At 32.2% G+C, this 22,298-nt stretch carries 22 protein-coding genes; 6 read left to right on the top strand and 16 right to left on the bottom strand.

Translation table 11 applies throughout. From position 1 onward, the window contains the following. Positions 1–80: 80 nt before the first annotated feature. Complete coding sequence (locus SH09_RS06285) at positions 81–1,724, bottom strand: glycine betaine uptake BCCT transporter (protein WP_042738772.1); 1,644 nt, start codon at positions 1,722–1,724, stop codon at positions 81–83. Positions 1,725–1,931: 207 nt separating this feature from the next. On the opposite strand from SH09_RS06285, the gene mscL reads away from it, so the two are divergent. Then, entirely contained in the window at positions 1,932–2,285 is a 354-nt protein-coding gene (gene mscL, locus SH09_RS06290; protein WP_042738773.1) for a large conductance mechanosensitive channel protein MscL, read from the top strand. Between the two features lie 197 nt (positions 2,286–2,482). On the opposite strand, the gene sbcC is transcribed toward mscL, so the two are convergent. From sbcC to sosA, 8 genes are all read right to left on the bottom strand, one after another. Then, complete coding sequence (sbcC, locus tag SH09_RS06295; RefSeq protein WP_042738774.1) at positions 2,483–5,512, bottom strand: exonuclease subunit SbcC; 3,030 nt, start codon at positions 5,510–5,512, stop codon at positions 2,483–2,485. Next, positions 5,509–6,645, bottom strand: a complete 1,137-nt coding sequence (gene sbcD / locus SH09_RS06300) for an exonuclease subunit SbcD (RefSeq protein ID WP_042738775.1) — start codon at positions 6,643–6,645, stop codon at positions 5,509–5,511. Before sbcD ends, sbcC begins: the two co-directional genes overlap by 4 nt. Positions 6,646–6,753: 108 nt before the next feature. Then, the gene (locus SH09_RS06305) at positions 6,754–7,221 is read right to left on the bottom strand and encodes a CcdC family protein (RefSeq protein ID WP_042738776.1); all 468 of its coding nucleotides are present in this window, start codon (positions 7,219–7,221) and stop codon (positions 6,754–6,756) included. Positions 7,222–7,471: 250 nt separating this feature from the next. Beyond that, positions 7,472–7,657: a hypothetical protein gene (locus tag SH09_RS06310; RefSeq protein ID WP_042738777.1), complete on the bottom strand. Its 186-nt coding sequence runs from the start codon at positions 7,655–7,657 to the stop codon at positions 7,472–7,474. Between the two features lie 554 nt (positions 7,658–8,211). After that, on the bottom strand, positions 8,212–8,451 hold the full coding sequence (locus tag SH09_RS06315; protein ID WP_042738778.1) for a YneF family protein: 240 nt from the start codon (positions 8,449–8,451) through the stop codon (positions 8,212–8,214). A 211-nt stretch (positions 8,452–8,662) separates the two neighbouring features. Then, complete coding sequence (tkt, locus tag SH09_RS06320; protein ID WP_042738779.1) at positions 8,663–10,651, bottom strand: transketolase; 1,989 nt, start codon at positions 10,649–10,651, stop codon at positions 8,663–8,665. Between the two features lie 81 nt (positions 10,652–10,732). Then, the gene (locus SH09_RS06325; RefSeq protein WP_042738780.1) at positions 10,733–10,978 is read right to left on the bottom strand and encodes a DUF896 domain-containing protein; all 246 of its coding nucleotides are present in this window, start codon (positions 10,976–10,978) and stop codon (positions 10,733–10,735) included. A 117-nt stretch (positions 10,979–11,095) separates the two neighbouring features. Then, positions 11,096–11,338: a DNA damage-induced cell division inhibitor SosA gene (gene sosA / locus SH09_RS06330; protein WP_042738781.1), complete on the bottom strand. Its 243-nt coding sequence runs from the start codon at positions 11,336–11,338 to the stop codon at positions 11,096–11,098. A 144-nt stretch (positions 11,339–11,482) separates the two neighbouring features. Between sosA and lexA the strand changes: the two genes are divergently transcribed. Next, entirely contained in the window at positions 11,483–12,106 is a 624-nt protein-coding gene (gene lexA, locus SH09_RS06335) for a transcriptional repressor LexA (protein ID WP_042738782.1), read from the top strand. A 207-nt stretch (positions 12,107–12,313) separates the two neighbouring features. Here lexA and SH09_RS06340 read toward each other — a convergent pair whose 3' ends face one another. The 3 genes from SH09_RS06340 to rpsN all read right to left on the bottom strand — a co-directional run bounded on the left by SH09_RS06340 (position 12,314) and on the right by rpsN (position 14,792). Further along, positions 12,314–13,279 carry a CAP domain-containing protein gene (locus SH09_RS06340; protein WP_371664070.1) on the bottom strand — a complete coding sequence of 322 codons (966 nt, stop codon included), beginning with the start codon at positions 13,277–13,279 and terminating at the stop codon, positions 12,314–12,316. Positions 13,280–13,346: 67 nt separating this feature from the next. After that, on the bottom strand, positions 13,347–14,324 hold the full coding sequence (gene guaC, locus SH09_RS06345; RefSeq protein ID WP_042738784.1) for a GMP reductase: 978 nt from the start codon (positions 14,322–14,324) through the stop codon (positions 13,347–13,349). Positions 14,325–14,522: 198 nt separating this feature from the next. After that, positions 14,523–14,792 (bottom strand): 30S ribosomal protein S14, encoded by a 270-nt coding sequence (gene rpsN / locus SH09_RS06350; RefSeq protein ID WP_042738785.1) that lies wholly within the window; start codon positions 14,790–14,792, stop codon positions 14,523–14,525. A gap of 248 nt (positions 14,793–15,040) precedes the next feature. Here rpsN and rpmG point away from each other — a divergent pair, with 248 nt between their 5' ends. Next, entirely contained in the window at positions 15,041–15,190 is a 150-nt protein-coding gene (gene rpmG, locus SH09_RS06355) for a 50S ribosomal protein L33 (protein ID WP_042738786.1), read from the top strand. 100 nt (positions 15,191–15,290) lie between these two features. Here rpmG and SH09_RS06360 read toward each other — a convergent pair whose 3' ends face one another. Continuing rightward, entirely contained in the window at positions 15,291–16,778 is a 1,488-nt protein-coding gene (locus tag SH09_RS06360; RefSeq protein WP_042738787.1) for a catalase, read from the bottom strand. 223 nt (positions 16,779–17,001) lie between these two features. Here SH09_RS06360 and SH09_RS06365 point away from each other — a divergent pair, with 223 nt between their 5' ends. Continuing rightward, the gene (locus SH09_RS06365; protein ID WP_042738788.1) at positions 17,002–18,447 is read left to right on the top strand and encodes an amino acid permease; all 1,446 of its coding nucleotides are present in this window, start codon (positions 17,002–17,004) and stop codon (positions 18,445–18,447) included. Positions 18,448–18,606: 159 nt separating this feature from the next. Here the strand turns inward: SH09_RS06365 and SH09_RS06370 are convergent, their stop codons facing one another. After that, complete coding sequence (locus SH09_RS06370) at positions 18,607–19,017, bottom strand: Lrp/AsnC family transcriptional regulator (protein ID WP_042738789.1); 411 nt, start codon at positions 19,015–19,017, stop codon at positions 18,607–18,609. A gap of 111 nt (positions 19,018–19,128) precedes the next feature. On the opposite strand from SH09_RS06370, the gene SH09_RS06375 reads away from it, so the two are divergent. Continuing rightward, positions 19,129–19,536: an alkylhydroperoxidase gene (locus SH09_RS06375; RefSeq protein ID WP_042738790.1), complete on the top strand. Its 408-nt coding sequence runs from the start codon at positions 19,129–19,131 to the stop codon at positions 19,534–19,536. A gap of 215 nt (positions 19,537–19,751) precedes the next feature. Continuing rightward, positions 19,752–20,066, top strand: a complete 315-nt coding sequence (locus SH09_RS06380) for a hypothetical protein (RefSeq protein WP_042738791.1) — start codon at positions 19,752–19,754, stop codon at positions 20,064–20,066. Between the two features lie 457 nt (positions 20,067–20,523). On the opposite strand, the gene SH09_RS06385 is transcribed toward SH09_RS06380, so the two are convergent. Next, positions 20,524–21,333: a Cof-type HAD-IIB family hydrolase gene (locus SH09_RS06385; protein WP_042738792.1), complete on the bottom strand. Its 810-nt coding sequence runs from the start codon at positions 21,331–21,333 to the stop codon at positions 20,524–20,526. 43 nt (positions 21,334–21,376) lie between these two features. Continuing rightward, positions 21,377–22,297, bottom strand: a complete 921-nt coding sequence (gene thrB, locus SH09_RS06390; RefSeq protein ID WP_042738793.1) for a homoserine kinase — start codon at positions 22,295–22,297, stop codon at positions 21,377–21,379. Position 22,298 lies beyond the last annotated feature (1 nt).

The raw sequence follows: 22,298 nt of genomic DNA on the forward strand, positions 1-22,298 counted from the left end.
TTAAAAGGTTATAAATGCGTAACAATTAATGCCCGCTATTTATAACCTTTTAAAATGAGGGAAAATTAAATTAATATAAATTATTGTTCAGATTTTTCTTGTTCTCTAATAGAGCTACGACGATGTATAATATCGTCTTCAAAATCATCTTGTTGATGTTGAACATATTCTTGAAGACGGTGTTTATTAGGTGTCAACGTCAATCCTAAGAATTTACGTTCTTTATTTGCATCCTTATAGAATGAAATCATCATCATAATTACTACAAAGGAGAATGGCAAGGCACTTATAATAGCAGCACTTTGAATTGCGTTTAATGCTTTAGCACCGTCGCCACCACCAGCGAATAGTAGTACAAATGCAATAAGTGATTGTGCAATTCCCCAAGTCACTTTTACAACATTAGAAGGCTCTAACGAACCATAAGTTGTTTGCATACCTAGTACAAATGTTGCTGAATCGGCTGATGTGATAAAGAATGATGCTATTAATACTAATGCAATAATAGATAATACCATTCCCAATGGAATATGATTAAACACACCAAACAATTGTGTTTCAGCAGTCATCTTGAATAATTCAGGGTGTTTCTTACCAGTTTCAATACCTAATACCCCAAACACACTGAACCAAACAAAACTTACTAATGCTGGCACTAATAATACACCAGCAATAAATTCTCTTATTGAACGTCCTTTTGATACACGTGCTATGAATATACCTACGAATGGGCTCCAGCTTAACCACCAACCCCAATAGTAAAGTGTCCAGCTAGACATCCATTCACGTTTTTGTGGATTTTGTGCAGCTGTATCAAATGTATTTAATAAGAATGAATTCAATAAGCTACCTGTTGAACTTGTCATCATATTCAAAATAAGTACAGTTGGTCCTATAATTAATACAGCAATCATTAAGATTGCACCTAACGAAATATTTAAATTACTTAAATATTGAATACCTTTACTTAGTCCTGACCAAGCACTCATTATAAATAAAATTGTTACAACAACAATAATAATCGCTTGAACCCAAACATTATTTGGAATTCCAAATAAGTAGTTAAGTCCACCATTGATTTGTAGTGCACCCATTCCTAAAGATACGGCAACACCGACAACCGTTGCAAATACGGCTAATACATCAATGATTGTCCCAATTGGACCTTCTACTTTGTTCCCTAATAAAGGACGCAATGTTCTTGAAATAAGTCCTGCCTCACCTTTTCTAAACTGAGCATATGCTAAGGCTAAGGCAACTACACCATAAATAGCCCATGCATGGAATCCCCAGTGGAAGAATGTAGAACGCAATGCTTCAGTGTAAGCTGCTGTTGTTTTTGGATCTGCATTTGGTGGTGATGCAAAGTCTGCCATAGGTTCAGCAGCACCATAGAATACAAGACCAATTCCCATCCCAGCACTGAATAACATCGCAAACCAAGATACAGTGTTGAATTCTGGTTTATCATTTGGCTTTCCTAATTTCAATTTCCCGATTGGGCTGAAAATTAAGAAGATACAAAAGAAGACGATAAACGTTGTAAGAATTAAGTAGTACCAACCAAGTTTTTCAGTTATCCATAGTTTAATATTGTTCGTAATTGTATCAAACTGTTCTGGTAAAATCGCACCAATAAGTACAACAATTGCGACAATTATAGCACTATAGATAAAAACCGGAGAAATCTTCCTACCATTTGCATGTTTTTCAGAAGAATTCATAAATAATTACTCCCTTTCTAGTCATATTTAATTGCAAAAACTAATGTAGAATTTTAAACAACATAATAAATCCACATTAGTTTCATCATTTATTAGAATAACAAACACATGTATTATTATCAAATTCAACTAAAAAAAGTATGTTCTATTTTAAATTTATCTTGTATAATAATTTTTATGTTTTAAAAAATAAGTGAGGTTAATAAAATGTTAAAAGAATTTAAAGAGTTTGCTTTAAAAGGAAATGTACTAGATTTAGCAGTTGCCGTAGTTATGGGGGCAGCATTCAATAAAATCGTTACCGCTTTAGTTACATACATTATTATGCCATTAATTGGTTTGATCTTTGGTACAGTTGATTTTGCTAAAAGTTGGTCATTCATGGGTATTAAATACGGTATGTTCGTTCAATCTATCATCGACTTCATTATTATTGCTTTTGCTTTATTCATTTTCGTGAAAATTGCAAACACATTGATGAGAAAAGAAGAAGAGGAAGAAATCGAAGAAAACACAGTATTGCTTACTGAAATCCGTGATTTATTACGTGAAAAAAATTAATTTATATTTTGCTACTACATAGACTTCTTATAAATGTGAAACTTATGTACAAGTCTAGAGCAATGTTTCTAGCAAACACCCCAGTAAATGCTAAGGCGCATTTACTGGGGTGTTTTATTTATAAAATAAGCAAACCATTGGTGAGCATTACAAAAGGTTCGCCACGTTTCAATATTAATTTAATTTTATGATAATTATTATTGTTGTTTAAATTTTGTAATACTTTGATAATTGTCTGATTGCACTTCTAATATGAGTGGAATACGTTGCTTCAATTCACTAACATGCGAAATAATTCCAACCATACGCCCCGTTGATTTCAAACTCATTAAAGTATCAAGTGCTGTTTCTAATGTTTCTTGATCCAAAGTACCAAAACCTTCATCTACAAACATTGATTCTAACGTAATACCACCGGATTCTTCTTGAACAACTTCACTTAATCCAAGCGCTAGTGCTAATGATGCCTGGAATGTTTCTCCACCAGATAATGAAGTTATGTGTCTAGTTTGATTTGAATACGTATCAAACACTTCAATTTCTAAACCACTATAACCTTTCGATACTTGTTGCCTTCTGGATAGTCGATAACGTTGGCCTGTCATTAGTGATAGACGCTGATTTGCTTGCGCTAAAATTCTTTCCAAATAATGAATGAGTACATAATTCTCTAAAGTTAATTTCAAATTATTTTGCCCAGATAATATTTCAGATAGTTGGAATATTTCTTGTTGCTCTTTTAATTCTTCTTCTAATTGGTTTATAATCTTTTCAATTTCATTGATTTTCTGTGCATTAAATTCCATTTTATATTCATGTTTACTCAATTCACTTGCAACCAAATCAAACTTTTGCTGCTCATTTTCATATTGTTCACGAAGACGATCTATATCTTGCAATTCTTTATCACGAGTCAAAGAGCTAAACTCTGCAATTGCTAATTCTAAAGTTTGTTTAGCTTTATTATATTGTTCAATTTCAACCTCTAATTGTTCTTTTTCAGGTATTTTGGATATCTTTTCTTGCACTTCATTGAACGTTGAAAAACCTAACTTTGCCATTTCTTCATTGATTTTGTTATCTAATGTATTAATCTCATCATTTAATTCATTCACACTTTGTTGCATGTAGGATTTATTATTAGTTTCTAATGTTAAATTCGTCTTGTCTTGTTGGATACTTGATTCTAAATCTTTAACACGCACATCATGTGCATTTACACTATCTAAATTTTCTTTATAGATTGTTACAAAATCTTCCACATTATTATATTGTGTCGTTACTTCGAAATCATTAATTGCAATTTCATGTGTTTCAACTTGATGTTTAATGGATTTTTGCTCTAATTCTAAATGATGCAAACGTTCTTGTGCTTTTGATAGTTGCTCTTGAAGTTGTTCAATTTGTTTATTTTCTTCTACTAATGCAACTTTATCTTGTTGTTTTACAAACAATTCTTGCTCTAAAGATTTATAATCCGTATCCTCTAATACAGCTTTATCATATTTGCTCAATTGCTCCTCTATGGCATTTAAATCACTTTCTAACTTTATTCGTAATTCAATTTGTTGTGATTTTTCTTGCTCAATATCAGCTAACCTCTGATGTCTGTTTGTTAATTCATCAAAATCAATATGTTGCTCTAGACTGTCTACCTCTTTACCACAAACCGGACACGTATCACCAGATTGAACGGCAGCTTGAATAGTCGCAATAAGCTCTTGTTTATTATTTAAATCTAAATTCGTTTTGTCGATTTGTTGTAATGCTTGTTCCAGTTCTTTAATTTCACTTTGTTTTTCCATCAATTGTTGCGCATAACTTTCTTTTTTAGCAACTAATCTATCGTATTCTAATTTATGCATTTCATTATTCTTTAATTCCTTTATTTTCATATTAAGTTCAAATATTGATGTAGATATAGTATCTACCTTTGCATAATTCGGTTTACGATGATTCAATTGTTCAATTAAAGTTGCAACTTCTTCTTGTTTAAGTTGATGTTGTTCAATTTTGCGTTCCAGTGCCACTGTCGTTTCCGTTAACTGAGTATATGCTTGTTGGTATTTGTCTTTCTTTTCATAAAACAAACTACATTTTTCTAAAAATTTTCTTTTACTATCTATTTCAGGTTGACCTTTCTTATAATTAGATAAATCGTCTTGTTGTTTATCTAAACGGTCTTGTATTTTAGCAATCAACATTGATTTATCATCGATATTTTTAAATAATTGTTCTTTTTTACTATGTTGTTTTTCTTGTGATTCAATTAAATTAACTAGTGGCTTTACTTCATTTAAATCATTTAATAATTGTGTTTTTTCCGAAATATCTTGTTGCCTCTGCTTAAGATTTTCTAATTCTTGTTGTTTTTGATCTAACATAGCTAGATCTTTTTCTAATTTTAAATTTAACTCTAAATTGTCCTTAATTGTACGAACTGCTGATTCCTGCTTAGCTTTATTCTCTATAAGTCCTTGTTGTATTGACTGGCCTTTTTCAGTAAATTCAGGAAGCGCTTCAAGTACTCTATTTGTTTGTCTTGAGCTAATTAATTTATATTGATTCAATAGATCGTCTTCAAATGCATTAATATCTTGCCAATTATTTTCCAAACTATTATATCGTTTCTCAATTAAAGTTCGAACTTCTGAGACCTCATCTATCAATCTTTTTTGAATTTGTTCAAAGCGTTCACTGTTAAAAAGTGTCCTTAAAATTGATTGCTTTTCTTTACTTCTAGAAAGTAAGAATCGCTTAAATTCACCTTGAGGTAAAATAAATAACTGTCTAAACTGTTCAGCATTCACACCTAACAATTCTTTAATAAAATTATTCCCTTGGATAATCTTACTTTCTCTCAATGAATATACATCATCTTCTAACTGATAGACAGCTAATTGACCAAGGGTTTTATTTTTATTACCTTCTTTGACAAATGCGCCTTGTCTCACTATTTTAAACTTTGCTTCCTTCAATTTAAATTCAAATTCTACAGACATGGGTGACTTACCATCTGCAAAGTGACTTCTTAAATCGCCTTCTTGTCTATCATTTGTTGATGCCTCACCAAATAAAGCATATACCATAGCATCAAAGATCATTGTCTTACCGGAACCAGTCTTTCCACTAATTAAAAACAATTGATTGTTACGAACATTATCAAAATCAATGGTTTCTTGCAAAAAAGGACCGAAATTATTTAATTTTAATGTCAATGGTCTCATTTTGTCGAACCCCCTTCAAGCATGTCATTTAATACTGCTTCAAGTTTAGTATTTTGTGTTTCAGTTAATCCTTCATCAGTTATATATTCATAAAATCGAGAGATGATTTCCTCATCATTTAACTTTTGTATCTCTTCATTTCTTTCATAAAGCGGCGTATTGAAGTCAAACGTTTCATTCGTTAATGCTAAAGTGTTAGGGTAAACCTGTTTTAAATGCATCATCGGATCATTTACATGAGACATGTGCTTTAATTTAAAATGTAAATAATTATCTTTATTATTAACATTTAACCTTTCTTGTATAGCATCTTCATAATCACCACTTACTACTTCTAACTTTCTTAATGGCTGCATTTTTATAAATTGTTCCTTTACAATTGCACCGTCAATAATTTCAAGACACTTATAACCTTTAGGTTGATTCACCTCTGAAAATGAATATTGTAATAATGAACCGCTATAACTTATATAATCCGATTCAATACTAAAAGGATGATGTAAATGTCCTAACAACACTCTATCAAATTGCTTAAAGCTATCAGCCTCAACAGATTCAACCGTTCCAATAGTTAAAGGACGTTCTGACTCAGAACGTAAACCACCTTGAACTGTTAAATGACCAATTAAAATATTTAGTTTCTCTTTATTTAGTGATTGATTTATGTAGGATAATGATTTTGCTAAGCATTGTTGATGAGTTTCCAGACTATCTTCATCAAAGAATTGCTGCACTTCGTTAACTGTTGCAAATGGCAAAGTATAAAAATCAACATTAGCTATAGTAATTGGTTTATTGATATCATCTAAACTTGTTCGTATAAATAAATTTGATTTTTCAAACCAAGTTGACCCATAATGCAAACGTTCTTTACTATCATGATTACCACTTATCATAATAACTGCGATCCCCATATCCAAATTAAGTCGTCTAATCGTATGTTCCAATAGCAATATCGCTTCTTTATTCGGATAGCTTGTATCATATAAATCGCCCGCTATAACGATGACATCAGGTTGCTGCTGCTCCATTTCATCGATAAATTGCTCTAATATATATGCTTGATCCTCTAATAATGATTTGCCATTGATTATTCTGCCAAGATGCCAGTCAGCAGTATGTATAATCTTCATATTTACACCCCTTATAAGAACGTTTGTTCGTATATATCATAATATATTTTGAAAGCTATCGCAAGTCTATAAAAAAACCGTTTATCCACGAGATAAACGGCATACGAACTATTGAATTAGTGTTTGTTTAACTTTCCTATATTTATATAACATCGCTAAGCGCCATGGAACTATCATACAAAAAGCTAATAAGAAAAACATACCTGCAATTTCACCTGGATCAATCTTATTACTAATAAATATCTTAATTAATGTACGAACCAATAACAATGATATAAGTATAATTGGGAAAGCCTTAGAACGTTTCATATATATTTCACTACCATGTGTTTCAAATCTAGAAGTCCACATCAATATCGTAGAAAATACTACGCCCAACACAATACATTCAATAATTTCTAATCCTGTCAGTCTAAAATAGGGCACTACATACATTAATGCTCCTGTAGCCATAAAAAATGGCGGTAATATAATTTTCTTTTCATTTACTGGAAATTGTTGAGCTTTCATTCTGATTATAATCACAGCAATTCCCATCAAAAATGCAAATAAAATAGAAAAGATTAAATATAACACGTTGACACCTTCTTTAAGTTTATACAAGATGATTTATTACTTGGTCAGTATATCATTAAATTTTGATTTTATCAGTTGTTTTATCTCAATTCAAAATTCTGTCATATTCCAAATAGTTTAAAATACCCATTAATTTTCTATATAAATAACTTAAGACTCATTTTCAGCACGAAAAAAACAAACCAAATGCATTTTATAAGCACTTGGTTTGCAATAAGTGTAAGTCCATTCAGACTTAAATCGCTTTTATCTACAATGCTTGTTTATTGTCACAAGCAGAGTATGCGTTATTCAATGTAAATCTTAAATAATTCATATCATGAATTTGCATAGCATTGTGATATTTCTTGAATGCTTGCTCATCAGGAAAGTTAATGTGCACATTGGCAAGACGGTCTAATACTTCCTTATCTTCCATTTCATAGGCATCTTTCACTTATTACTACCTCCCTTATGTTTAAACATTATAGCAAAAAGATTTTCTGAATCAAAATATTTTCTGAATATTTAAAAAACATTTCCAAATTGGCATACAATAATTTCAAACTATTCCTATAGATTATTGTTTGAAGATGATAAATGCATTAAAAACGTTTCAAATGATAAACGTGATAACATTTCAGATTTTCCATAAAACAATTTGTTTATAACATATTAAAATGATTGTGCTTATTGTTGTTACATTTATACTTTCTGTCATAAGTACATAATATATAGCTTTTATTAAGTATTCATTTATAAGTCAATTAATGATAAATGTGAACTATGTACAACCTATCTATACATTTAGGACATGAAGATATACTGACAACAGCGAACATCTACGGACATTTATACCTAAACAGTGAAATTGAAGTTTCTGCATTATTAGATAACGAATAAAGAGAAAATTATTCAGAATAAAAATAAAACCTGCCACAACCCTGCCACGGACAAAAAAAGGGCTGATAACTACTTTGAGTAAGTAGCTGTCAGCCCTTTAATGACGCGCTATTTCTTTTTCTTCATAGCGTCTTCTTGATTTTTATTCATCATTGTCATCATTTGATTTATTTTCTTTTGAGATGGTTTTTGACCCATTTGCATCATCATCATACGTAGCATTTCTTCATTAATTGGTGGGTTCTTTTTAAGATAATCCATCATATATTTTCTTGCAAGGAAAAATCCACCCACTAAACCAAGTATAAGTGCTAACACGATTAATAAAATTGCTAACCAAGTTACCATTGTTTCACCCACTTTCCTATCCTAATGCATTTTACTAAAATTAGTACTCTATTTCAAGAGAACCTGAATTTTATAATTGCCCTAACCTAAAGTATTATATCAATTACAGAATCAATTTGTAAACATGGGATAAGCATCTCTAATAACTAAAAAGTGGTATGGGACAATAGCTCCCATACCACTTAGTGTTAACTGTCAAATTTAGTAATTATTAAAGTGATTGAACTTGGTTAAGAACATTTTCTTTAGTGAAGCCATATTTTTCAACTACTAAATCTCCAGGGGCACTTGCACCAAAGCCATCAATACCAATGACTTTACCTTCAGTACCTACATATTTATGCCAACCAAGAGAAGAGCCCATTTCAATTGCAACACGTTTAGTGATTGCTGCTGGTAATACTGACTCTTTATATTCAGCTGATTGTTGATCAAATGCATTCCAGTTTGGCATAGAAACAACACGTACACCTTTACCTTGTGCTTCTAAATCTTTAGCAGCTTCGATAGCTAAGTTTACTTCTGAACCAGTTGCTAATAATAAATATTCTGCGTCTTTGTCAGACTCAAATACTACATAACCACCTTTACGTACACCTTCTTCAACTGTTTCTTTAGGAAGGTCCATAGCAGTAAGGTTTTGACGAGTCAATACTAATGAAGTTGGTGTGCCTTCTGATTCTAATGCTACTTCCCAAGCAACACGTGTTTCATTACCATCAGCTGGACGAATCACGTTCATGTTAGGAATCGCACGTAAACCTGCTAATTGTTCAATTGGTTCATGTGTTGGACCATCTTCACCTACAGCAATTGAATCATGTGTAAAGATGAATGTTGAATTTAAGCCCATGATTGATGATAATCTTAATGCTGGTTTCAAGTAGTCACTAAATACGAAGAACGTTGCACCGTATGGATGTAATCCACCATGCGCTGCCATACCATTAACTGCAGCACCCATTGCAAATTCACGTACACCGAACCAAATATTTTTACCTTCTGGTGTTTCTTTGTTAAAGTCACTTGCATCTTTAACATTAGATTTGTTTGAACCAGCTAAATCGGCTGAACCACCAAAGAATGAAGGTACTGATTTACTAATTGCTTGAATAACTTCACCAGAATCAGCACGTGACGCACCACTGTGTCCAGCTTCAAATTCAGGTAACGCTTCTTTGTAGTCCACTGGTAACTTACCACTAATAGCTAATTTGAATTCTTCAGCTAATTCTGGATATTTAGAAGTATAGTCTTCAACTAGTTTTTCCCAAGCTTCTTCTTTTTCGTTTGCACGTTTTAACATACTTTGTTGGAATATTTCATAAACTTCTTGAGGTACGTTGAAACGTTGTTCTGGGTCTAAGCCATATTGTTCGAAAGTTAATTTTCTTTCATCTTCACCTAAAGGTGCACCGTGCACACCATGTGTTGCTTGTTTATTAGGTGAACCATAACCAATAATTGTTTTTATTTCAATAATAGTAGGAACATCTTGTGCTTTAGCTTCTTCGATAGCTTTATCAATTGCATCGATGTCATTGCCTTCTTTAACTAAGATATGTTTCCAACCATATGCTTCAAATCTACCTTTAACATCTTCAGAGAAAGCCTTGTTTAAATCTCCATCTAATGAGATATCATTTGAATCATATAATACTATTAATTTATCTAATTGATTGTGACCTGCTAATGAAGCAGCTTCATGTGAAATACCTTCCATTAAATCTCCATCTGAAGCAAGTACATAAGTATAATGATCAACAACTTTAGCATCTTCTTTATTAAACTTACCTGCTAGATGTTTCTCAGCCATTGCAAAACCTACTGACATTGCAAACCCTTGTCCAAGTGGGCCAGTTGTTACTTCTACACCATCAGTATGTCTATATTCTGGATGACCTGGTGTTTTTGAACCCCATTGTCTAAATTGTTTTAATTCTTCCAATTCTAAACTACCAGAAACATGTAATAAACTATAAAGTAAAGCTGAGCCATGACCGGCTGATAATACAAATCGATCTCTGTCAAAGAAATCTTTTGATTGGGGATTAAAGTTTAAATGACGAGTCCAAAGCGTATATGCCATTGGTGCTGCGCCCATTGGTAAACCTGGGTGACCTGAGTTTGCTTGTTCAACTGCGTCGATACTCAAAGCTCTAATTGTATCTATCGCTAATTGATCTTTTTGATTATTCATCTTAAAATGACTTCCTTTCTTCTAGCTAGTTTAATTCTTATTATACATGATTTAACAGAAAATTAACAAAAAATTGAATTGCTATTTGTCTTGATTATTTTTTGAATCTAAAATATTTTTTACTTTTTCTGGAGTAACGTCATTACCTTCAGGGTCAATTACTCGTGTGCTTTCTAATTGTTGTTTAAATTTCTCTCTAAATGAGTCTAAGTATGCTTTTCTTAGCTTGGATTGTTCTTTAGCTTCGGCTTGAGTTAAGCCTTCTGTCTTTTTCTTCTTTGCAAGCTCATTAATTCTATCCAAGTCTACGCCATCAATGTTTCCCATAATAAACCTCCGTTATCATTAATATAAAAGAATATAACAAAAAAATAAGCGAAACTAAATAGTTTCGCTTATTTTATCCCATTTATTCTATTAACTTGTTCATCCCAAATAAATTGATTAGTTTACGGCAGCTATAAGTGGTGTAACTTGATGTTCGCTTTGTTCGCTGTCTCGATGATCACTTTGTGCTTTTTCTTTATCTTGATTAATATTTTCAGTAACATTATGATCAGTCATTTCGTACGTTTGTTCTGTCCCATCACTATGATGTGCCGTTAATATAAATATAGTACATAATAACATTGTAGCAACTAATACCATTAGATACGTCTTAACTTGCGATTTATATAATTTAATCATAATTTCCACTCCTAGAACATTCGTTTGTATTAACAATTTATCAGAACATCTGTTCTTAGTCAATAGCAAAACGAACAAACGTTTGTAAAAATTGTTAGCCCATGCTATAATGTAACTAAATTAAAGCTAGGGAGTGCCTAAATTATGAGAGAATTAACGAAACGACAAAATGAAATTTTTGAATATATCAAGCAAACTGTTCAATCAAAAGGCTATCCTCCAAGTGTTAGAGAGATTGGTGAAGCTGTAGGCCTTGCTTCTAGTTCTACAGTGCATGGACACCTATCACGACTTGAAGAAAAGGGCTATATTAAGCGAGACCCAACGAAGCCAAGAGCAATTGAAATAGTAAGTGAATCTATTGGCGAACCTGTGAACATGGAAGAAACAATTCATGTTCCCGTTATAGGTAAAGTTACAGCAGGTATTCCAATAACTGCTGTAGAAAATGTCGAAGAATATTTTCCACTTCCAGAGCATTTTACTTCTACTCATAATAGTGATATCTTCATTTTAAATGTCGTTGGAGATAGTATGATTGAAGCAGGTATATTAGATGGAGACAAAGTAATTGTTCGTAGCCAAACTATTGCAGAAAACGGTGATATTATCGTTGCTATGACCGAAGAAAATGAAGCAACTGTCAAACGTTTCTATAAAGAAAAAGCGCGTTATCGTTTACAACCTGAGAACAGTTCTATGGATCCAATATATTTAGAACAAGTTTCTGTGTTAGGTAAAGTGGTCGGTCTTTTCCGTGAAATGTAGATAGATATAACTTTTATTGGTTACAGTTATATATCAATAAAAATAAGAGGTTAAGCATAATGCTTAACCTCTTATTTTTCGTCTTTTTTCTCTAAGACTTCTTTAATTTTTTCTAGTATATCATCTGTTTTATCTGTTTTTTTTGTTGTCATAACTAACTCATCCTCTACAAGTTAAAGGATACCCTTTAAACAAGAAAATCAAACATTACCCTGTATAATTTTCTGTCCAATATGGTTGTCTATTATTATTAAATTCAACACCTACGCCAAGTGTATTGAAGTCTCGTTTCAGAATATTTTTCCGATGACCGAGTGAATTCATTAGTCCTTGATGCGCATTTATACTGCTCGTTTGGCCATATGCTAAGTTTTCTCCTGCTGCACTAAAATCATGTCCATCTGCTTCTAATCGATCAAATGGTGAATTACCTTCCAAGTCAGTATGATCAAAATAATTCTTATTAGCCATATCTTCACTATGCTTTCTCGCTGTATCAGAAATGCTTTCAGAATATTTTAGTGTCGGCAGTTCATGTTGTACTCTTTCAGCATTTACCAAATCAAAATTTTGTAGTTCAAAGCTGTGTGCTAATTCATCTGACGGCGCTCCATATTGTTGCTGCAATCGTGATTCCATTCTCTCACTCACTTGCAATATGGCAGTTAAATTATTATCACTATGTTTATCATAAAAAGCTGTTGTATATATTTGATCATCATGGAAAGTATCATACTCGTCATCTTTAATTTCATAATTTGTATGACCTTTTCTAATTTCAGTTATCGGCGTTCCTAATCTATCACGAACAGTAGATTTTGGTGTTCCATATTTTATTTTGCTTTTTGATGAGATTACGTTTTGATTGCTATACAATCCGTTTACTTTATTATCAATATAACTTACCATTACAAACGATCTATAGTCATCAGAATAGTAAGTGTACCATTTTGTACCATATTCATTAGTGGTTATACGTTTGGGTTTCCCTAACTTTTCAGTAACAGTAGACTTATCCATATTCATTTGAATATTATTTACTGCAAAAGCTTGTTTGCTAGGTACTTTTAATGGCTTATTTGATGTCGTTGTTCCTGAAGTCCAACTGGCTACTTTAGACTTAAATTGTTGTTCAAATCCAACGACCGGCTTAAATTCTTTAACAGGTATCACTAATACAATTAATAATATAACAACGATATATCCTATTAATTTTCTAATTTTTTACACCTACTATAGTTTAGTCGCGATCTCCATTGAAAATTGAATTACGTACGATTACATAATCTACTTTTCTTAATGAATTAATATCTTTACCACCTGCATAAGAGATTGAACTTTGTAAGTCTTGTTGCATTTCTATAAGTGTATCGAGTAATGCACCTTTATGTTCAACAAACATTTTCTTACCTTCAACGTTTTTATGTTCACCTTTTTGGAATTCAGATGCACTACCAAAATATTCTTTATACAACTTGCCATCTAACTCAACCGTTTCACCTGGTGATTCTTCATGTGCAGCAAATAATGAACCTATCATTACCATTGAAGCACCAAATCTCATTGATTTTGCAATATCTCCATGAGTTCTAATACCACCATCTGCTATGATTGGTTTTCTAGCTGCTTTACTGCATTGATTTAAAGCTGCAAGTTGCCATCCGCCAGTACCAAATCCAGTTTTGATTTTAGTTATACATACTCTACCTGGACCAATACCAACTTTAGTAGCATCTGCTCCTGCATTCTCTAATTCACGAACACCTTCTGGCGTACCAACGTTACCAGCAATTACAAATGACTGAGGAATATGTGCTTTAATATGTTTTATCATTTTAATCACTGATTCTGAGTGACCGTGTGCAATATCGATTGTAATATATTCAGGAATAATTTCTTCGCTAGCTAATTGCTTTACAAAATCAAATTCGCCGGCTTTTACACCAACAGAAATTGATGCAAATAGTTGCTGTTCATGCATTCTTTTAATAAATGGAATACGTGCAGCTTCATCAAAACGATGCATAATATAGAAATAATCATTTTTAGCAAACCATTCTGCTAATGATTCATTCATGACTGTTTGCATATTTGCAGGTACAACAGGTAATTTAAAACTTCTTGGACCAAATTCAATCGTTGTGTCACATTCTGAACGACTTTCTACAATACATTTATTTGGTATAAGTTGGATATCTTCATAATCGAATATTTTCATAATAAAACAAACCCCTAACATTTTTTATATAACACTTGTATATTGGTAAGATTTTTATAACTATTCCATTCTATTACAACGTAAAATCTATTACATTTTACTTAATTCCCGAACAATAACTATTTATTCATCTTTACCATTAGATAATATACAATGTTTTATACTAAATGTAAATGGACTATAGTCGGAGTTTGAAAATTACCAACTTGATTTCTTCACACCAGGTATTTGACCTTTATATGCATGCTCTCTAAATGCAATACGAGACATCTCAAATTTTCTATAAACGCCTCTTGGTCGACCTGTCACTTTACAACGTCTTGTTAAACGCGTCGGTGAACTATCTCTGGGTAATTTACGCAATGCTTCATAGTCACCTTTCGCTTTCAACTCTTTTCTTAACTCAAAATATTTATTTACAAGTTCTTCTCGCTTTTGCTCTTTTACTATTTTAGATTTTTTTGCCATTTTATCTCTACCTTTCTCTTTAAATCGTAATCATTACGTTTTATATCGTAACATATTCTTTTATTTACGCAAATCATTTATTTTATTTTTGTTGAAAAAATTATCTTTAAAGTTAGAGATATGACATCATATCGTATATCTTCTATAATTAATGTAGTCCTTTATAACAACATTAAATTTGAAATCGTCATAAATGTATGCTAGAATTTTAAAACGTAACAATTCCTATTAAGAAAGAGGTGTTTATTTTGCGCGTAAATATTACTTTAGCTTGTACAGAATGTGGAGATCGTAACTATATCACCACTAAAAACAAACGTACGAATCCAGAGCGTATTGAACTTAAAAAATACAGCCCAAGATTAAATAAATATACTGTACACCGCGAAACTAAATAACATTCTGTTGTTAAAATTACTTTTTTAAATACGACAAATTAAAAAAGAAGTCACACATGTTAAACATGCGTGACTTCTTTTTAGTTTATATAGTAACAAACTAGTCTGCCACTTCTAAATCAACATCATTAATATCAATACCTAACGCATTCGCTACACCTTTACCATACTCTGTATCAGCTTTGTAGCAATGACGGATGTGACGGTGTTGAACTTCTAATGTTGTACCCTGCATCTCATTGGCAGTATTTTCAAAAATGCGTTGTTGTTGCTCTTTTGATTGTAATCTAAACAATCTACCTGGTTGTTCGAAGTAATTATCATCATCTTCGCGATAATTATATTCATAAGCTTCACCTTCGACTTCTAGGCCAGGTTTTTTAAATTCAGGTTGATCCTCAAAACTTCCATCACTATTAGGATAATAGTGTGTTCCTCCACCTTGGTTATTATCTAAGATACGCATTTGACCATCTCGGCTGAATGGGCAAATATTTTCAACTCCAACACCTTTTGGTTGGTTTACTGGTATTTGCCAGTGATTGACGCCAAGTCTATAACGTTGAGCATCACCATAAGAGAATATACGACCTTGTAACATTTTATCTGGAGAAAAATCTATACCAGGAACAATATTTGTCGGTGCAAATGCTGCTTGTTCTACATCTTGGAAGTAATTATCTGGGTTACGATTTAACTCAAACTCACCAACTTCTATAAGTGGATAATCACCTTTATACCATACTTTTGTTAAATCAAAAGGATTGTCTTTATGATTTTTCGCTTGTTCTTCAGTCATTACTTGAATATACATTTTCCATTTTGGGAAGTTTTTGTTTTCAATTGCTTCAAACAAGTCACGTTGAGATGATTCTCTATCATCAGCAATGATTTTCGCCGCTTCATCTGGTTGTAAGTTTTCAATACCTTGTTGCGTTCTATGGTGGAATTTAACCCACACACGTTCTCCTTTATCATTATACATTGAATACGTATGTGAACCGAAACCATGCATATGTCTATAGCCGTTTGGAATACCACGGTCAGTCATTAAAATTGTTACTTGATGTAACGCTTCAGGTAATGATGTCCAGAAATCCCAGTTATTTTGCGCACTACGCATATTTGTTCTTGGATCTCTTTTTACAGCATGATTTAAGCTCGCAAATAATTTAGGATCTCTAAAGAAGAATACCGGAGTATTGTTACCTACTAAGTCCCAGTTACCTTCATCTGTGTAAAATTTTAACGCAAATCCTCGAATATCTCTTTCAGCATCCGCTGCGCCACGTTCCCCTGCAACAGTTGAAAAACGCGCGAACATCTCTGTTTGCTTGCCTACTTCTGAAAAAATACTAGCAGATGTATATTGCGTAATATCATTTGTTACTGTAAAAGTACCAAACGCACCAGAACCTTTAGCATGCATTCGTCGTTCCGGAATTACTTCTCTGTCAAAATGAGCCATTTGTTCTAAAAAATACCAATCTTGCATCAACAATGGTCCTCGAGGTCCAGCAGTCATACTATTTTCTCTATCTGAAACCGGTGCACCAAAAAGACTAGTTAAATTTCTTTTATTGCTCATAATGTTTCCCCCTCACAAATAGTAAATAATAATTATTATTATCTAGCACTAATTTTAAAGTATACACATACGAAAAGCAATTATGTTACTTCTTATAATATGAAATATTTCTGAATATTTAAAATTTTATTGCTCCAACTCTCAAAAAATGCATTGATTGTAGTCATTAAAAGCATTAAAATGTAAGGTATATAAATTTTTATAGATTATAGGAGATTTTAATATGGGACAAAACAATATGAAACGTGGTCTCAACTCTCGACATATTTCAATGATTGCAATAGGTGGTGCGATTGGCACTGGACTCTTTGTCGCTACAGGTAATGTTGTATCACAAGCTGGTCCAGGCGGCGCGATTCTAGCTTATTTAATCATTGGTATCATGCTATATTTCTTAATGTCTTCAATCGGAGAACTAGCTACATTTTATCCTGTATCAGGATCATTTAGTTCTTACGCTACACGATTTGTAGACAGTTCCCTCGGCTTTACAATGGGATGGTTATATTGGGTGATGTGGGTATTAGTAACGAGTGTTGACATCATTATTGCATCAAGCGTATTAGATTATTGGGAAGTATTTCACTTTTTCAGCCCTGTTACTTGGAGTATTTTGTTTCTTTGTTTACTATTTGTACTGAATATTTTTACAGTAAAAGCATTTGGTGAAACAGAATTTTGGTTATCTTTAATTAAAGTACTTACAATTATCATCTTTATAGTAATAGGTGTACTAACAATATTTGGCATTTTAGGTGGTAAATATTATGGGTTTGAACATTATACAACAGGTGAAGCGCCATTTGTCGGTGGCATTTCAGGTTTCTTAGCCGTGTTACTCATCGCTGGTTTTTCAGTTGGTGGTACTGAGATGGTAGCTGTAACTGCAGGTGAATCATCGAATCCGCATAAGTCAATGCCAAAAGCTATTAGACAAGTATTCTGGAGAATATTGCTATTTTACGTTTTATCTATTGCTGTTATTGCCGCAATTATTCCTTACAGTGATCCTCTACTATTAAACAAACATGAATCTGTGACTCAAAGTCCATTCACAATAGTATTTGATCGTGTAGGTATTGCTTTTGCTGCATCTGTGATCAATGCAGTTATCCTAACATCGTTACTGTCTGCTGCAAATTCTGGAATATATACAACAAGTCGTATGTTATTTTCAATGGCAGAAGATAAACAAGCACCGAAGTTTTTTGCAAAATTAAACAAAACGACGAAACTACCTATTATTTCTATTTGTACAACATTTGTAATCGTGTTAGTAGTAATTGTATTAGCGCAATTTAAATCAGATATTGTCTTCTCACTGCTCAATATTATCGGTTCATTAGTTATCGTAATATGGGCATCAAGTATTGTCGCTCAAATCAGATTACGTTCTGCAATAAAAAAACAAAACAAACGTGCAGAAGATGTATTACCATATAAAGCAGCGTTATATCCATTAGGACCAATCATTGTAATAATTGCATTGCTATTCCTATTTTTCGGAAATTCCTTTGGCGCTTTAATGGCAGGCGATTATGGCTCTGTTATACGAAACATTGCACCAATCATTATTCTAGCAATTGTTTATTTATCACATAAAGTAATTAGAAAAACAAAAATAGTGAAACTAGAAGACGTTGAATTAAATACAACTAAAGAACATTAATTGTATTTGTCAATTCAACAAATAACTGTAAAATGTAATAGCGATGAAGCCATCTATTAGTATAGGCAGCTTCATCGCTATTTTTAGTATTCTTAATATTTATTTACTAATACAAAATTCAATGCAATTTTATTAAAGAAAAACCATAATATATTACTTTCAAACTATTTTAGAAAAAACAAAATGCGTTTTCGTATGACCGAAATATTGTAGTTTATCTATAAAAGCTTCTACATCTTTCATTGTCTTAAAATGTGCCTTAAATAAAAAGCAACTTTCCCCTGATATTCTGTAACAGAATTCAACATTTGATTGATCAGAAATATACTTCTTAAAATCACTATATAAATTATTCTTAATAATAATATCTATAAAAACATCGATTTCGAATCCAAGTAAAGTATAGTTAATGTCGATAGTATATTTATTAATGATACCTAAGTCTTTCAATTTAATAATTCGTTCTCGTACTGAAGGTGTTGATAAATTAACATCATTACTTATTTTATTCAACGAAGTTTTACTATCATTTTTCAAAATTTGTATTATTTTTACATTTGTTAAGTCCATAGTGAAATCTCCTTAATTTTTATGGATATTATTAATATATACAATAAATAAGTCATACAATCAATAAATATAATAATATAAAATAAGCCTATCAAATCAAGGGGGCTTAAAATGACTATTATAAAAGAATCTAATTTTGGTGATACACCTTTTCAAAAGCTACTAGGACATAATTTATCACTATTGAATCAATGGAATAACCTTAGTAATACTTTGTCAGGTAGTGAACAGCTATCACAAAATTTAAAAGAAGAATTAAGAAAGATGTTAGCACAAAATCATGGTTGCAACTATTGCAAATCAAAAGGAAAACCCAATCTCCAGTTTTCTGATCAAAAATCACTTATATGCATTGGATTTACAGATGTTTATATAAAATCAGGAACCAATATACCAAAACAAGTAATCAAAGTATTACAAAGTACATTAACAGACAAAGAAATTAGTGAACTAATTGCATTTATTACTTTTACAACTTGCCAACAACATTTTGGTGCTATCATGCAGTTAGAAGCATAATAGCTTTCACCACTCCCAAAACTATACTTGATTTTTATATCAGAGTAACTGTTGAAAAATCACTACTACATTTATATTTTTTAGTCGACTAACTATAAATTCAATGTTAAATCTTTAAATTATCAATGCTTACCACATAAGAGTTGAATATTTTCAGTGCTTAAAAAGTATAGTATAATATAATTAACAATATTGGTTATATTGAGGTGAAAACTATGATTGGGCAAACAAATTTATTTGATGATATTTTAGAAACTGAAGAGCGTTTCGTTATTGTTGTGCAATCACTTGAAGAAAAGAATAATCAATTGCTTAAACGAACTTTAAGAGAGTATGGTAGCTTAGAACATTCACAAATGGAAAGTCTTTTTGAACATCTTAAAGATGTCTTTTTAGAAGAATCGTTTGAGGATAATCAATCTGCATTCTCTATCACAGTATATACAAATTTAGATTATGCTGCGGATAATGTGTATGCACATGTTAAAAGGCATAGAGGCAAACACGAGTGGACACATACAGCAAAATAATTCTTTCACTTCAGAAATTATCTATCAGAGTTAACTTACTCTGATAGTTTTTTATATTTGCATTTGCTGCTATCTTAGTATCATCAATAAATATTGAGTTATCAGCTGTGTTCAGAAATTAATAAAAAGTGACTTGATCAATCCATTTGTAGAGTAAACTGAGGCATGTTTTAATTTTTATAGATAAGCTGCTATATTAATTTAATTTAGTGGAATTTATTAAATTATAAGTAAGTGTCTTATTTTTTGTAGTAATAACATATATATGAACTTCGAATTGTTTGCGAGACGCCTAAGGGTGTAGGATGAGTGTCGAGACCAAGGCTCGACCCATCCCCCTAGGAAAGCGAGCAATATTGATATAAATTACAAGCCCATCAAAGACCAAAAATCTTTGATGGGCTTAGTGCTAGGTATTTATGTCATAGACACTTTTGTATTATATATATCAATCTAATCAAGAATCAAGCAATGCTTTTAAAGCGTGAGGAATACCATCCTCGCCATTACTTAAAGTAATTTCGTCAGCAACTGCTTTAACTGCTTCATTAGCATTACCCATTGCTACTGCATGCCCGACGACGTTAAGCATTGATATATCATTTGAGCTATCACCAAATGCAATAACTTCAGACAAGTCAATATTGAGCTTTTCACAAAATGCAGCTAATGCATTTCCTTTGGAAACATCTCTAGCCATAAATTCTAAAAAGTACGGCTTACTCGTTGTTACGTCTACTTCCTCATTAAAATGACCAGCTAATTCAATGTTTAAACTTGTAATATTCGGAACATAATCTACACCCATTACTTTAGGTACATCAGCTTGAATATATGCTTTGATATCATCGACCCGTTTCATCGGCAAACCTGTCAATTCAGACTCTATATTCATATATTCGTGGTCACCTTCATATATAATAAATCCTTCATGATATGTTAAAACAAACAATTTGTGTTCTCTACAGAAATCAACAATTGCATCAAAATCTGCCTTAGTTACACTCTTACTCACTTCAACATGTTCATCTTTAACAGCAATTGTCTTACCACCATTATAGCTTATTACATAACTATCATATTGATCTAACTTGAGTTGCTTTGCAACAGGTAGCATCCCTTCTGTAGGACGTCCTGAAGCCAAGACAACATGATATCCTTGCTGCTGAATGTCAATTAAATAACGTTCAGTTTCTGGACTAACCTCATTATCTGGATTCATTAAAGTGTCATCCATGTCCATAACAATCATCTTATATTTACTCATGTTTGTATCTCCTTTCAACACCTTAACATTATACTACAATAATTTAACGGCGTTGGTACAGAATTTTCGACACAACTCCACTTTCATTAATTGTCACTAACTCCGATCGACAATCCATAAATGTTCCTTTAAGTTCTCTAACGAGTTCACCACTCCGTTCTGGGGCAACTAATGTTAATACGGTTGGACCTGCACCACTGATTACAGTCGCATAGGCGTTATGTTGTTTCGCAATCGCTTTAATTTCTTTAAACTCAGGTATTAAATGTTGTCTGAATGGTTCATGAAAACCATCTTGTTCCATCATTTTTCCTGCCAACTCATAGTTATGTTGTATCAATGCACTAATCATTGTGTTACTAATCGCACTATTTTGAACTGCCTTTTTATGTGAAAATGTTTCCGGTAATGTATTTCTTGAATCATCTGTACGTAGTTCATAAGATGGAATCGTAATAATGATATCCACACGTGGTGGATCAATATATGATACATCTGTCACCTTTGTCTCAGGATTAAAGTAACCTAATACCAAGCCTCCGTAGATTGTTGGTGCCACATTATCAGGATGACCTTCGATTTCAGTAGCTAATTGTAGTAATTCATATTTTGATAATTCAATATCACCAAAATAATTAGCAATATATAATGCGCCAACTAATGCTGATGCAGAACTCCCTAAACCTCTTGCTAAAGGGATTTCACTTCGCATTTCTATATCTAAACCAGGTAATTTAACATCATATTTGCGTGCAACTCTTTGAGCAATTTGATAAATATAATGTCTATTGTCTGTTGGCAAATCTTCTACATTTGGTCCGACGTGATTAAACGTCCACACATCGCTGTCGTTCTTCTTTACATCTAAATATAAAAATTTATTTAATGCCATACCTATAGAATCAAAACCGACACCTAAATTAGCTGTAGATGCCGGTATTTTCAAATGCAACATGTCACTCATG

This window comes from Staphylococcus gallinarum (assembly GCF_000875895.1).
Classification (GTDB): domain Bacteria; phylum Bacillota; class Bacilli; order Staphylococcales; family Staphylococcaceae; genus Staphylococcus; species Staphylococcus gallinarum.